Consider the following 13,292-nt stretch of genomic DNA (forward strand, 5'->3'; position numbering starts at 1 on the left):
GGCGCGGGCCCCGCTCAGGTTGCCCGGCGCGCAGGTTCGACGCCCAGCGTTTCGGCCATGCGCACGAGCTCGGCAACAGAACGTGCGCCCAGCTTCTTCATCACCTGGCCGCGGTGGACCTTCACGGTCACTTCGCTCAGGTTGAGCTCCGCCGCGATCTGCTTGTTCATCAACCCCGCCACCACGAAGCGCAAGACCTCGCGTTCTCTTTGAGTCAGCGCCTTGAAGGCGGTGCGCAGGGCCGCGCCTGACTGCTCGGCAAGCAGGCGTTCGCTGTCACGGGCCAGGGCACTGGCGACAGCGTCAAGCATGTCCTGGTCACGGAACGGTTTGGCCAGGAAGTCCACCGCGCCGGCCTTCATGGCCTTGACCGTCATGGCGATGTCGCCATGGCCGGTCATGAACACGATGGGAATGCGAACGCCGCTCTTCTCCATCTGTTCCTGGAATGCCAGGCCGCTTTCGCCGCGCAGGCGCACATCGAGGATCAGGCAACCGGGCACGTCGCGTTTGGCAAAAGCGAGGAAATCCTGAGAGGATTCGAAGGTCTGGACCTGCAGACCGATCGAGCGCAACAACCCATCGAGCGCAAGACGCATGGACTCATCGTCATCGACCACATAGACCACCGGTTCCTTGGGACCCCGCGGGCTTTGCGGCGGGTTGGGATTCGACCACGAAGTCATCTTGCCTCCTTAGCGGGACCGCATCATGGGCGGTGTGCAGGTCAAAAAAGATAGTCCATGATGACACCCGCAGCAATGCGCCAGCCAAACGGTCATCCGCAACCGGGGCGGTGTTTTCGGGAGTCGGCGTCAGCACGCGCGCGGTGGCGCAATGACTTGAGCTGCGAGCAAAGCTAGCATGCCGATGCACGCCGGCGTTAGGCCAGAAACCCCTGAAAAACGGCCAGCCGCGAGTGCTCGAAAATTCCCCGTGCAGGCCCTGGCTCAGCCGCCATTCGAACAGGCAGGATTCCATGACGAACGCCACCACCCTGCACCACTCGACACACCACCAGCCGTGGACGGGCCAGCGCGAGGTGGTGTTCGTCGCCTACCCGCAGATGGGCCTGCTCGATCTCAGTGGCGCACAGACAGTGTTCTGGGCAGCCAGCAAGGCGCTCTCCCAGCGCGGGTTGCCCGGCTACCGGCTGCGCACGGCGAGTCTCGATGGCGGCCTGGTGAGCACCGTCGAGGGTCTGGCGGTGGACACCTGCTCGCTTGGCGAGCTCGATCTCGCAGCCATCGATACCCTCGTCGTTCCCGGTGCTCCCGATATCTGCCAGACCCTGGACAGCCACGTCGAACTGGTGGCGTGGCTACATCGCGAAGCGCCCACCGCACGCCGCGTGGCCTCAGTCTGCAGCGGCGCCTTCCTGCTGGCCAAGGCCGGCCTGCTCGACGGCTGCCGCGCCGCCACCCATTGGGCCATGTGCGACGCGCTGCAACAGCGCTTCCCCGCCCTGGAGGTGGACGCCGACGCGATCTTCATCCAGCAGGGCGCAGTATGGACCTCGGCGGGCGTGACCGCCGGCATCGATCTGGCACTGGCCCTGGTGGAGGCGGACTGCGGCCGGGAAGTCAGCATGCAGGCGGCCCGCGAGCTGGTGGTGTACATCAAGCGTCCGGGTGGACAAGCGCAATACAGCACGCTGTTGCAGATGCAGGCGCAGGACAGTTCGGTGTTCGACGAATTGCACCTGTGGCTGGCCGAGAACCTGGACGACCCGAAGTTGACCGTGGAGCGTCTGGCGAAACAGGCGAAGATGAGCCTGCGTAACTTCTCCCGGGTCTACAAGCGGCATACCGGGCGCCCGCCCGCCAAGGCCATCGAACTGTTCCGCCTGGAGGCGGCGAAGCGTCTGCTGGAGACCTCGCCGCGCAACATCGAGCAGATCGCCCGCGCCTGCGGATTCGCCGACGAGGAAAGGCTGCGCACCACCTTCCAGCGTCACCTGACGATTTCGCCGCGCGACTACCGCAGCCGGTTCACCCGCGAAAGCTGAAGCCCCGCCCTCAGGCCACGGCCAGCACCACCGGGCGCTCCGGCTGCTGCGCCAGATAGCGTGCGAAGCAGGCGCGCAACCAGCGCTCGCGCGGGTCCGCATGGCTGGCGCCACGCCAGGCCATGGACAGGTCCGGGCTCGACAGGGGCAGCGGCGCGTAATCGACACGCATCCCTTCCAGGCGGACCATCTCCTGGGCCACATAGTCAGGCACGATGGCCAGCAGGTCGCTGCTGTCCAGCAGTGCGGGCAAAGCGCTGAATTGGGGGACCGTCAGCACCACACGGCGCTGACGACCATGGCGAGCCAGGGCGCGGTCGACATCGTCGGTCACATGTCCCTGCGTGGAGACCACCACATGCGGGCGCCGGCAGAACTCCTCCAGCGTTACGGGCCCAACCGCCGTGTCGGCACGCAGCAACATCGACTGCATGGGTCGCAAACGGCGGCAACGGGCGCTCGCCGGCAGGTCCCGGGTCAGGCTGATGCCCACGGAGATGTCACCGCTGACCAGCAACTGCGGCAACTGCCACTGATCCACCCGATGGACCACCAGCGTGACGTTGGGCGCTTCGATGCGCAGGTGTTTCATCAACCCTGGCAGCAGCGCGTACTCGACATCGTCGGAGAGCCCGACATGGAAGGATGCTTCGCTGGTGCCCGGATCAAACGCCTGGCTGCAACTCAGGGCAAGGGCAATACCTTCGAGCGCAGGCGCCAGTCGTGCGTGGATTTCCTCGGCTCGGGCTGTCGGCTCCATCACCCGCCCGGTGCGGATGAACAGCGGATCATCGAACATGGAACGAAGCCGCCCCAACGCGCTGCTGATGGTGGTCTGACCCAGGAACAGGCGTTCGCCCGCCCGGGTGACGTTGCGCTCACGCATCATGGTTTCGAAGACAACCAGCAAATTGATGTCGGCATGCCGCAGATCGTTTCTGTTCATTTGACCACCCGCCTGGTGAAGTTGGATTCGAACAGCGCCTCGTCGCATCCGAATATGTGTTCGGGGTCTGCGATGTGATTGCAGCGTATTCAGGCAAGCCGGGCGAGTCTTTAGTACATGAGGCCAATGAAAGCATCCCTTGGATCCTCGAACTTATACCTGCGTATTCTCCTCTCGAACTTTGCGCGACAGATCTCATGAGCACCCGACTTCCAGTCAGGATTTCCACACTCAAGTCTTGTTCATTTATACCTAGGTATACTTTTCCGACTCAGGCGACGGCGTATCTTGCAAGTACGGCAGGCGCCGCCACGAGTGCCCCACATGATGCAACAGACTGAAATCCGCAACAGGGCTGTCATTGCAGTCGTCGACGACGACGAATCCATTCGCACTGCCCTGGAAGGCCTTCTACGCGCCTCTGGCTACCAGGCGCGCACCTACGACGGGGCCCGCGAGTTCCTCGACTCCGACGGTCCGGCGAATGCCCATTGTCTGATCTCCGACATCCAGATGCCCGGCATGTGTGGCGTTGAGCTGTACGAGGCATTGCGCGCCCGCGGCCTGCACGTCCCGGTGATCTTCATCACCGCCTACCCGGGCGAGAATCCGCGCATCACTTCGGGTTTGCCCGGGGTGATTGCCTGCCTGCCCAAACCATTCGCAGCCGAACAGTTACTGGCTTGTGTCGAAGCCGCCTTGCGACAAGCGCACTGAATACCCTGGCCAGGTTCCTGACCGATACCTTCGTATAACTTTCTTCAACGGATGCGTAATTCCCGCACACCGATGGAGAAGTGCACCTCGAAGTTCGCTCCCATAGCATGAATCCACAGCGGACGACTGGAAACAGAACAACGCCGCTTGTATTTCGTGGCGACCCTTCATTGTCACGCCGAGCTTGAGGCCACTGCTTCAAGTTTCATTCATTCGAGTCAGGAGCACATCATGAAACAGCAACTTCTGGTTATTGGTGCGGGGTTCGGCGGTCTGTGGAGTGCCTTGAGCGCCGCCCGCCTGCTGGACATGCATGACCGCCAGGATGTGGAGATCACCCTGCTGGCGCCGCAAGCCGAACTGCGCATTCGCCCGCGCTTCTATGAAGCCGATGTGCATAGCATGTTCGCCCCGCTGGATGCCCTGCTCGACGCGGTGAACGTGCGCTTCGTCAAAGGCACCGCTGAACGCATCGACGAGCAGACCAGCCGCGTCGGCTACCGCGACGAGGCCGGCCGCCCTGCCGAACTGGCCTACGACAGGCTGGTGCTGGCCTCCGGCAGCCGTTTGTCACGTCCCCCGGTGCCGGGCCTGAACGAGCACGCCTTCGACGTTGACCAGATCGAGTCTGCCGCTCGCCTGGAGCGTCACCTGATGTCGCTCGGCAAACAGCCTGCCAGCCGCGCCCGCAACACGGTAGTGGTCGCCGGTGGCGGCTTCACCGGCATCGAGACAGCCACCGAAATGCCTGCCCGCCTGCGCGCCGTGCTGGGTGCAGACCAGGACGTACGAGTGATAATCGTCGATCGCGGTGAGCGCATCGCCGCCGCCATGGGCGACGGCATTCGTCCTTCCATCGTCGAGGCCTCCGAAGCGCTGGGCATCGAGTGGATCACCGGCGCAACGGTCGCTTCGGTAGACGCCAACGGCGTAACCCTCGCCGATGGCCGACACATCGAGAGCCACACGGTGATCTGGACCGTCGGTTTCCGCGCCAGTGCCCTCACCGAACAGCTCACTGGCGAGCGCGATGGCCAGGGCCGTCTGCACGTTGACGGCAACCTGAAGGTCCGTGGCCAGGGCAAGGTGTTCGCCGCAGGCGATGTGGCCTACGCGGCCACCGACGATATCGGCAATTTCGCCGCGATGTCCTGCCAGCACGCGATCAGCCTGGGCCGCCACGCCGGCAACAACGCCGCCGCCGACCTGCTGGGCGTGCCCCCGACCCTCTACCGCCAGCCCAAATACGTGACCTGCCTGGACCTGGGTGCCTGGGGCGCGGTGTACACCGAAGGTTGGGATCGTCAGCTGAAGCTGGTGAAGGCAGAAGCCAAGGAACTCAAGACGCAGATCAACACCCTGTGGATCTACCCCCCGGCCGCCGACCGGCGCACCGCCCTGGCCGCAGCCGATCCCATGATCCCGGTGGCCTGAACACCTCGCGGCATTTTCCTGCCGTCGCGAGAGCGACATTCGCCTGATGTATTCGACACAAGCAATAGGAGAACGACCATGACCATGCCTCTGAAATCCTTCCCCCGGCAGCAAGCGGATGCCGAGGAACTGGTGCCTTCGCGCTACGCACTGCGGCTCGGCGAGATTGACGTTCTGGTGGTCAGCGATGGCGTGCTGCCGCTGCCGACCGAGACCATGTCCACCAACGCCGACCCGGCTGCCCGCGCGGCCTGGTTCAAGGACATGTACCTCGGGCCGGACATGTTCGACTGGGCACTGAACGTGCTGGTGGTACGCAGCGGCGAGCAGACCGTCCTGGTTGACGCCGGGTTGGGCGGCCAGTTCCCCGGTTTTCCGCGAGCCGGGCAGTTCCCCAAGCGACTGGAGGCCGCCGGTATTGACCTCGCGTCCATCACCGACGTGGTGATCACCCACATGCACATGGACCATATCGGCGGGCTGCTCGTCGATGAGGTGAAGAACCGCCTGCGTCCCGACGTGCGCATCCACGTCACGGCCACCGAAGTCGACTTCTGGACAACCCCCGATTTCTCCCAGACCTCGATGCCCCAACCGGTGCCGGACGTCCTGCGCAGAACCGCCAACCAGTTCATGGAGCAGTACCACAGCAAGCTGCACATCTTCGAGGATGAGCATGAAGTGGCACCGGGTGTGGTCGCCAAACTCACCGGCGGCCACACGCCCGGGCACTGCGTGGTCTACGTGAGCTCCGGCGGCGAGCGCCTGACCTTCGCCGGTGACGCCCTGTTCCCGGTGGCCTTCGACCATCCCGACTGGCACAACGGCTTCGAACACGATCCCGAGGAATCGGTTCGCGTTCGAGTCCGCCTGCTACAGGAAGCGGCGGCGAGCGGCGAGCTGTTTGTCGCCACTCACCTGCCCTTCCCCTCGGTCGGCCGAGTGGCGATCGACGGTGATGCTTTCCGCTGGATTGCAGCCTTCTGGGATTATTGATCGCCTGCTGGTATCAGGCCTGCGCCTGGCCTGCTCAGGCTACGCAATTGGATCGACTGAGAGCGGGCAAAGGCCCTCGCTGCAACCTCGTGCAGTCAGGGCCCGGCATCCGGGCCCTGAGGCTCAGGCCTGCTTCAAGGCGCCATCGAACGCTGGCGTCAACCCCGACAATTGCAGCTTGCGGACAAAATCGCCAAGACGCTGCTGCTTATAGGCTTCCACGTCCATGTCACGGTAGTCGTAGAAACCCTGGCCATCTCGCAAGCCATTGCGGCCGTTTTGCATGTTGTCGGCGATCACCTGTGGCGATTCGAAGCGCGGTGACAGCGCTCCACTCAGGTAGCGCGAGGCGTAGTACAAAATGTCGCCGCCGCCCCAGTCGATGAATTCAAGCAGGCCCAGCACCGAGAAGCGCAGCCCGAAACCGACGCGCACTGCGGTGTCGATATCTTCTGCGCTGGCCACGCCCTCTTCCACCATCCGTGCGGCTTCGTTCATCACCAATGCCTGAATGCGCGGCACGATGTAGCCAGCCACCGGATTGCACACCACGGGCACCTTGCCGATCCGCTTGAGCAGTTGCAGCAGCCGTTCGACGACCTGAGGGCAGGTCGCTTCGCTGCGGCTGACTTCCACCAGCGGCATCAGGTACGCGGGATTGAGCCAGTGCGCGTTCACGAAGCGCGCAGGCGTGCTGACCATTTCGCTCAACTCGGTGACGAGAAACGTCGACGTCGTCGAGGCGATGATGGTCGACGCCGGGACATGCTCGCTGACCCAGGCGAAGGTCTCCTGCTTGACCGCGATGACCTCCGGCACCGCTTCGAACACCAGGTCGCACTGAGGCAGTGTCGCCGCGGCCCGGGATTTTGATTGCACCGTCAGCCGGGCTATCGCGATGTCCGCCTGATCCCCCTCGAGCACACCAAGGCGTACCAGCATCTGCAATTCGCTGCGGATGTTGTTGCGCACACGCTCGAAGTAGCCGTGCCGTTCCTCCTCGGAGCGATCCTTGATGTCGATGAGGGTGACCGGCAGGCCCGCATGGATGAACGCCAGGGCAATGCCCTCACCCATCCGGCCGGCGCCGACCACGCTGACCTGGGGCAGCGCGGCGTTCATCAGTTGTAGCCCTTGGTCAGCAGTTCGGTCATCTGCGCTCGACTCAGTTTGGCCAGACCGAGGTTTTCCAGGGTACGGCCTTCGGCGTAGAGATCCCGTGCAGCGACGACCGAGGCAATGCTCAGCAGACCCTGCGCGACCGGAGTCGGCACACCGGCCCAGCGGCCGACGGACACCAGGAAGGACAGGCCCAGGCGTGTGTCTTCAAGCATGTAGCGGTGCTTCTGCAGGTCGATGTCTTCGCGCCAGTCACCGCTGTCGGTCAGTTTGCCGTGGGCACCGCGACCGTACATCCACTCATCGCCTTCGGTGGTGTTGTAGTGGTCGGCCAGGGGGAAGTGCGGCGCGCCGTAGGTCAGTGCTTCGCGCACAGCCATGCGCTCGGCATCGAGCTGGTTGGTCACGCGGCGGATCGACGGTTGGGTACCTTCGTTGTGAATGTCCCAGGCCTCGAAATGCTCCAGGGGACCGGCGTTCATCATGATCAGCGGCGGATGGATGATCGGGCCTGCGTTCATCAACGCACCGCTCAGGGCGTCTTCAATCGGCTCGACGCTCGGGTAGGCCTCGCGCAGCACCGCGAAAGCATGCTCGGACAGGTTGCTGGGAAATACGCCGGTCGGCAGGCGGGTGGCGTACCCGCTGATCACCAGGTCGCTGGCGCCATGCTTGCGTACCAGGTACGGCAACGTACCGGTTTCAGCGAAGGCGACCTTGCTCCGGTTGCCCGCATCGGCCATGGCCTTGGCGAACACGAAGCTGCCGAAAGTGCCCGGTGGCAGGAACACCACCTGACCGTCGTGCAGGTGCGGCGCAACATGTTTGGCCAGGTCTTCGTGGGAGGTCGACGGCAGCGGGATGATCACCAGTTGCGCATCGCCCAGGGCTTCGGCCAGGTCGTCGGTGAACGACAGCTTGTCGCCCTGCTGGCCGACGGACAACTGGCGAGTGCCCTTGTAGTCCTTGATGGTCAGGCTGCCGATGGCCAGCAGCTCCTTGAGCGCGGTGGAGTCTCGACGCCACAGGCGGGTCGGGTGCCCCTTTTCAGCCATTTCGACAGCAGCGGCGTAACAGCCGTGACCACCACCCAGCACAGTAATATTCATGCAGATACTCCTTTTTGTCAGTGACTCGATCCTATCGAGCCGCACCGTCGCGCACTTATCCGATTGCGCAGCCGACTGACGGATTGCGCAGGAGTCTCAATGCTTCTGCCGCCGCAGGGTGTCCGACGGCAGACAGCCGTAGCGTTGCCGATAGGCGCTGGAGAAATGCCCGAAACTGTTGATGCCATGACGCAACAGGATATCGGTGACGGTTTCGCCGGCCCTGCCCTGTTTGAGCGACTCGTGGATCACCGCCAGGCGCCGGTCACGGATGTATTCGACCGGCGCCTGCTGAAGGAACTGGTTGAAACCGTTTTGCAGGGTGCGCACCGAGACGCCACACAGTTCGCTCAGGGTCGTCAGGCTGATCGGTCCGTCGAGGTGTTCCTCGATGTAGTCACGGGCCTTTTTCACGTGGTGCGGCAGCGGCGCGCGCGAGTCGATCAACAGATCCGCCGAGTAGTTGTGCGGCAGCTGTGTGAGCAGCAGTTGCATCAGGTATTCGGACAAGCCGCTGGCGAGGCGCGAACCGTCGACGCCGCTGCCGTACAGCCGGCAGATGTAGTCCAGGGTGTGATAGAGGCTGACGACGCCCGCGCCCAGATGGTCGACGCTGACATCAAAGATCACCGACTGCCGTAGGCTGCGGCCGAGCAGGCGTTGCAGTTGCGTCTCCAGGGCATCACGGTCGACCCGCAGGATCAGGTTGCGGCACTCGCCATCGGTGACGATGCGGCTTTGCGCGAACGGCGAGGAAACGCTCAGGTAGCCCGACTGCATCGCCGCGCTGCGCCGCCCGTGGGCCACCTCGCAGTGCCCCTGCAAGGTAATGCGAAACAGGTACTGATCGGCAATGTCGCCGATGGTGATTTCCACCGGCGCGCCATAGCGCAGGTCGAGCAGTGCCGAATCGCCGAAAAACACCCCGTTGAGCCGAGTGTGGATGGGCTCGTCACGCAGCACGTTGAAGCTGTGGGGGCACAGGTATTGGCTGACCTTGTCCTTGATCTCGCGGTAATCGGCCGAGCTGAGCAGGCTGTGCCGTTCCAGCAGGTGTACATCATTCAACATCAAGGGTTCTCCTGTCCTGGAGCACCTCGGCCCCGCGCCCTTCAAAGGGAGCGAGGCCGAGGCGCCGATCGTGGACTATGACCAATCAGGCCCGGGTCGGATACTCCCGGGCATAGCTTTCCCGAAAACGACGGCAGCCACGCCAGAGCAGTAGCACCGTCAACGCCGATGCACCGGCGATCACCAGCGACATCGACGAACCCACCGCCGCGGGCGATCCGAAGTAGCGGTCGGTCAACAGCGCCACCAGCGTGGTGCCCAGGCCCAGGCCCAGTAGATTGCTGATCAGCAGGAACACCGCCGAGACCTGCGCGCGCACCTGGTTCGGCGCGAGGATCTGCATCGCCGCCGTGGACGCCGGCATCGGGAACGAAGCGAAGAACATCGCCGGCACCAACAGCGTCACCGACAGCCACAGTTGATCGACTTGCGGGAACAGCACGGCCGGCACCGCCATGCCGAGGGCACCGATGACGCCGGTGCGCATGGCGGCGTCCTGATGACCTTTCTTGGCCAGGTAGTCGGTGAGCCATCCGCCAAACAGCACGCCTGCGGTATTGGCCACCAACAGCACGGTGCCGAGCATGTAGCCGGCCTCCATTGGCGACAGGCCGAACTTGCGGATGTACAGCGCCGGGCTCCAGCTCATCATGCAGAACAGGGCCATGGCGTAGAACGAAAAGCCCAGGTAATGGCAGGTGAAGGTGGCACGGTGGCGACCGAGGAAACGCAAGCCATCGCTCATCGCAACCTTCTTGGCCTGACCCTGTGCATCGACCTGCAGCCCCTTGCGCGCCGGGTCGCGCACGGTAAGCCAGATCAACAGGCCGACCACGATACCGGGCAGGCCGACAATGAAGAACGCCAGTTGCCAGGCCTTCATCGCACCGAGAACGGCGACTTCGATGGTGTTCATGTCCTTGAGCATCGCGATCACATAGCCACCCACCAGGAAGGCCAGGCCACCACCGACGAACGAGCCGATCGAGTAGATGCCCACGGCGCGGCCAAGTTTTTCCTTGGGGAACATGTCGCTGAACATCGAGTAGGCCGAGGGCGACAGGGCCGCTTCGCCGACACCCACGCCAATGCGGGCGAGGAACATGTGCAGGAAGTTCTTGCTCATGCCGCAGGCGGCAGTCGCCAGGCTCCAGAACACCACGCCGACGGCGATGATCTTCGGCCGGGAGAAGCGATCCGCCAGGTAGGCAATGGGCATGCCCATGAACGCGTAGAACAACGAAAAGGCCAGCCCGTGCAGCAAACTGAACTGGGTGTCGCTGATCTGCAGATCGGCTTTGATCGGTTCGATCATCAGCGCCAGGATCTGCCGATCCACAAATGAAAAGATGTAGGCGATCATGCACAGGCCGACCACGTACCACTCGTAAATGTAGGTTTTCTTCTTCTGCTGTTGCAGGACCGCGTTATCGACCTGGATATTCATTAGTGTTTGCTCCTCTTGGAATCCGCTCATGGGCGCAGCGCGCCGGGTGACGGTGCACAGCGCACCGACTGGGAAGTTGCGGGGCAGAGGTAAAGGACAAAGGGTTCGAACATGGTCAGGCCTCTTATTGTTATGGGGTCAAACTCCGGGTGGACCGGGCTTACCAGAACTTCCAGGTGTAGGTCGTGGCGAAACGGAATTCGTTGTAGTCGTAACCGTACTTCTGTTTCACGTCGATGTTGCGCAGGTCCAGCCCCAGGCCTTGCAGCGCCCCGCTCTGCACCACGTAGCTGAGCCCCAGGAAGCGTTCGCTTTCCTGGTTGTCGCTCAGGTTGGCGCCACGATCCCAGTGGGTTCCCTTGATGTAGCGGGTGTAGAGCTTCAGCCCCGGCATGCCCATCCCGGCAAAGTCATAGCTGTAGCGCGCGCCCCAGGACTTTTCATCCGGGCGGACAAACCCCAGGGACGACCAGTGCACCAGATAGGGTTGCGGGATAAACCCGTTCATCGTCGGGAACACGCTGTCACCGAGCATGCGCTGGTAACTGAGGCCAAACATATGGGCGCCTTTGAGCAAGGTGAACAGGCCACCGTAGGAACGGTTGTCGATCTCACCGTTCAAGGCACTACCATCTTCATTGTTATTGAAGTAGCGCAAGTCGGTCTTGAGTTTGTAGCCATTACCCAAGTCAGCCATATGCATCAGGCCGAAATAGTGCTGCTGATAAATATCGTGCAACACGCCATAGAAATAACTGGCTTGCAGGTTCTTGGTAATGTCGTAAGTTGCGCCGCCAAAGTCCAGGCCGTCACTGTCGAGATTATCGGTGGAGCCAAACTTGTACAGTTTCTCGTGGTTGGAAGATTCCCGTGTCACGGCAGACCAGAACCGGCCACCGGTCATCGTCAATCCATCGACTTCCCTGGACTCGACCACCGCCCCTTGATAGATCGTATCCAGTTGCCGACTGGTGTCATCGTACGCCACCGGCAATTGAGGGCGAAGGTCACCGACCTTCAACTCGGTCTTGCTGTAGCGCATCTTGAAGGTTGCACCGGCGCGACTGTAGTCATCCGCCGTCTGCTGGTCACTGACGCTGAAAGGCAGCGAACCGTCGTTGCCCGATGAATCCAGGCGCACGGCGTATTGCGCATCCACATCAAGGCCGATCGCCAGGGCCGTGTCGGTGTAACCGGACGTAAACTGTGCATCGAAACCCTGAGACCAACTATGCACTTCAGAGACCGGCGCATTGTTATTGGTGTAATTACGGTGCAAGTAGAAGTTACGCGTATCCACTTTCAAGTGACTATCATCGACAACATCGGCATAGGCTGCCGGCGAACAGATCATTCCCAACACGCCGGCAATACCAAGCCCACGGCAAGATTGTTTTACCTGAAGCATCTAACTTCTCCACATCTGTATGTGCTGGGCACTGTATTTATAGGAGCAGATTCGAACTAAAAGTTAAAAATGCCGGCAGCCGAACACCGAGCCTTCTTGCGCAGGAAGGCGAATTGCATCAGGGATATAAAGAACGATGGGTTCGAGCATGGTCAGGCCTATTGTTGTTATGGGGTAAAACGCCAGGCGGGCTCAATGCAACAGCCCGCCAAGACGACACGCCTCCTGTCTACCCAAGGTAAGTCAGTAGGCGCCGCGCCGATATCGAGATGAACAGCATCCGTTGGGGGGAAAACTTCAATCCGGCTAAAGGTTTCCCTTAGTCGACTCAAAAGCGCAGGGCACACAGTGCGAGATGGCAAGCCTGTATTGCATAAGCCTTCCTATAGCGAGGTCTTGTTGTTGGATGGGCCCTAAACTAGCGATTGCGCTGCCTGCCAACCTCCCCGATTGCGCAGGCGATTCTCCAATTACGCAGCCTGATGCAGACCCTTGGATGACAGGCAGAAAACGGCCTGAGCAGCCACTCGGAAATGTCCACGAAGCCATGGGTGTTTCACTCTGGGGCACAGGGGCATTCAGCTTCCCTGCGCTCTCGGTTCCCGACCGGGAGCGCGGCGCCTACAAAGTTGCCATTGTCATTTGTCGTCCATCTTTGTCGACGATTGTGGCCGGCGCTCAGTGCTCTCTTCGGCGTTGGGCGCTTCTGGAAAACTCCCTGGCGTGAACACATGGGTCTGCAGGTCGCTGGCATCGACTTCGGCGACACCATGAACCGAACGGGCCAGATCGATGGCCTGTTCACACTGTCTATGAGTGTTGACGCGGCCGCTTAACCCCACTATGCCCGCATGGGTTTTGACATTGATATGCAGGCTAAGGGTCGGATCGGAAAATGCCAGGGTGGACTTCACCTTGGCGGTAATCCATGCATCGTGAACGGCCATTTCCAGACCATGAGAGTAATGCTGGAAGGAGTGAATTTTCATGGCTGAACCCTCTCTCGAGTAATCAGACGTATTGTCCATCCCTTTTGC

Annotated in this window: 12 protein-coding genes; 4 read left to right on the forward strand and 8 right to left on the reverse strand. The window is 62.0% G+C overall.

Annotation, left to right across the window (positions count from 1 at the left end; genetic code table 11):
* Positions 1-14: 14 nt before the first annotated feature.
* Positions 15-686, reverse strand: coding sequence for a response regulator transcription factor (locus KW838_RS02380; protein WP_218500233.1), 672 nt, complete (start codon positions 684-686; stop codon positions 15-17).
* 293 nt (positions 687-979) lie between these two features.
* Between KW838_RS02380 and KW838_RS02385 the strand changes: the two genes are divergently transcribed.
* Complete coding sequence (locus tag KW838_RS02385; protein WP_371317809.1) at positions 980-2,008, forward strand: GlxA family transcriptional regulator; 1,029 nt, start codon at positions 980-982, stop codon at positions 2,006-2,008.
* A gap of 10 nt (positions 2,009-2,018) precedes the next feature.
* Here KW838_RS02385 and KW838_RS02390 read toward each other — a convergent pair whose 3' ends face one another.
* The gene (locus KW838_RS02390; protein ID WP_218500234.1) at positions 2,019-2,954 is read right to left on the reverse strand and encodes a LysR family transcriptional regulator; all 936 of its coding nucleotides are present in this window, start codon (positions 2,952-2,954) and stop codon (positions 2,019-2,021) included.
* A 324-nt stretch (positions 2,955-3,278) separates the two neighbouring features.
* Between KW838_RS02390 and KW838_RS02395 the strand changes: the two genes are divergently transcribed.
* From KW838_RS02395 to KW838_RS02405, 3 genes are all read left to right on the forward strand, one after another.
* Positions 3,279-3,671, forward strand: a complete 393-nt coding sequence (locus KW838_RS02395) for a response regulator transcription factor (RefSeq protein ID WP_102701145.1) — start codon at positions 3,279-3,281, stop codon at positions 3,669-3,671.
* Between the two features lie 231 nt (positions 3,672-3,902).
* Positions 3,903-5,105 (forward strand): NAD(P)/FAD-dependent oxidoreductase, encoded by a 1,203-nt coding sequence (locus KW838_RS02400; protein WP_218500235.1) that lies wholly within the window; start codon positions 3,903-3,905, stop codon positions 5,103-5,105.
* 78 nt (positions 5,106-5,183) lie between these two features.
* Complete coding sequence (locus KW838_RS02405) at positions 5,184-6,101, forward strand: MBL fold metallo-hydrolase (RefSeq protein WP_218500236.1); 918 nt, start codon at positions 5,184-5,186, stop codon at positions 6,099-6,101.
* Positions 6,102-6,224: 123 nt separating this feature from the next.
* On the opposite strand, the gene KW838_RS02410 is transcribed toward KW838_RS02405, so the two are convergent.
* The 6 genes from KW838_RS02410 to KW838_RS02435 all read right to left on the reverse strand — a co-directional run bounded on the left by KW838_RS02410 (position 6,225) and on the right by KW838_RS02435 (position 13,244).
* Positions 6,225-7,223, reverse strand: coding sequence for a 3-hydroxybutyryl-CoA dehydrogenase (locus tag KW838_RS02410; RefSeq protein WP_218500237.1), 999 nt, complete (start codon positions 7,221-7,223; stop codon positions 6,225-6,227).
* On the reverse strand, positions 7,223-8,329 hold the full coding sequence (locus KW838_RS02415) for an NAD/NADP-dependent octopine/nopaline dehydrogenase family protein (protein ID WP_095967114.1): 1,107 nt from the start codon (positions 8,327-8,329) through the stop codon (positions 7,223-7,225). The genes KW838_RS02410 and KW838_RS02415 overlap by 1 nt, the downstream gene beginning before the upstream one ends.
* Positions 8,330-8,425: 96 nt before the next feature.
* On the reverse strand, positions 8,426-9,400 hold the full coding sequence (locus KW838_RS02420; RefSeq protein ID WP_218500238.1) for an AraC family transcriptional regulator: 975 nt from the start codon (positions 9,398-9,400) through the stop codon (positions 8,426-8,428).
* 85 nt (positions 9,401-9,485) lie between these two features.
* Entirely contained in the window at positions 9,486-10,847 is a 1,362-nt protein-coding gene (locus KW838_RS02425) for an MFS transporter (protein WP_102701151.1), read from the reverse strand.
* A 160-nt stretch (positions 10,848-11,007) separates the two neighbouring features.
* Positions 11,008-12,255 carry an OprD family outer membrane porin gene (locus tag KW838_RS02430; RefSeq protein ID WP_102701152.1) on the reverse strand — a complete coding sequence of 416 codons (1,248 nt, stop codon included), beginning with the start codon at positions 12,253-12,255 and terminating at the stop codon, positions 11,008-11,010.
* 638 nt (positions 12,256-12,893) lie between these two features.
* Positions 12,894-13,244: a BON domain-containing protein gene (locus KW838_RS02435; protein WP_218500239.1), complete on the reverse strand. Its 351-nt coding sequence runs from the start codon at positions 13,242-13,244 to the stop codon at positions 12,894-12,896.
* Positions 13,245-13,292: the final 48 nt, after the last annotated feature.

The sequence above is a fragment of the Pseudomonas sp. PDM27 genome, from assembly GCF_019219205.1.
In the GTDB taxonomy this organism is placed as follows: Bacteria; Pseudomonadota; Gammaproteobacteria; order Pseudomonadales; family Pseudomonadaceae; genus Aquipseudomonas; species Aquipseudomonas laurylsulfatiphila.

Coding starts and splice junctions, on each gene's coding strand:
- KW838_RS02380 (WP_218500233.1), bottom strand. CDS start 686: ATGACTTCGTGGTCGAATCCCAACCCGCCGCAAAGCCCGCGGGGTCCC.
- KW838_RS02385 (WP_371317809.1), top strand. CDS start 980: ATGACGAACGCCACCACCCTGCACCACTCGACACACCACCAGCCGTGG.
- KW838_RS02390 (WP_218500234.1), bottom strand. CDS start 2,954: ATGAACAGAAACGATCTGCGGCATGCCGACATCAATTTGCTGGTTGTC.
- KW838_RS02395 (WP_102701145.1), top strand. CDS start 3,279: ATGATGCAACAGACTGAAATCCGCAACAGGGCTGTCATTGCAGTCGTC.
- KW838_RS02400 (WP_218500235.1), top strand. CDS start 3,903: ATGAAACAGCAACTTCTGGTTATTGGTGCGGGGTTCGGCGGTCTGTGG.
- KW838_RS02405 (WP_218500236.1), top strand. CDS start 5,184: ATGACCATGCCTCTGAAATCCTTCCCCCGGCAGCAAGCGGATGCCGAG.
- KW838_RS02410 (WP_218500237.1), bottom strand. CDS start 7,223: ATGAACGCCGCGCTGCCCCAGGTCAGCGTGGTCGGCGCCGGCCGGATG.
- KW838_RS02415 (WP_095967114.1), bottom strand. CDS start 8,329: ATGAATATTACTGTGCTGGGTGGTGGTCACGGCTGTTACGCCGCTGCT.
- KW838_RS02420 (WP_218500238.1), bottom strand. CDS start 9,400: ATGTTGAATGATGTACACCTGCTGGAACGGCACAGCCTGCTCAGCTCG.
- KW838_RS02425 (WP_102701151.1), bottom strand. CDS start 10,847: ATGAATATCCAGGTCGATAACGCGGTCCTGCAACAGCAGAAGAAGAAA.
- KW838_RS02430 (WP_102701152.1), bottom strand. CDS start 12,255: ATGCTTCAGGTAAAACAATCTTGCCGTGGGCTTGGTATTGCCGGCGTG.
- KW838_RS02435 (WP_218500239.1), bottom strand. CDS start 13,244: ATGAAAATTCACTCCTTCCAGCATTACTCTCATGGTCTGGAAATGGCC.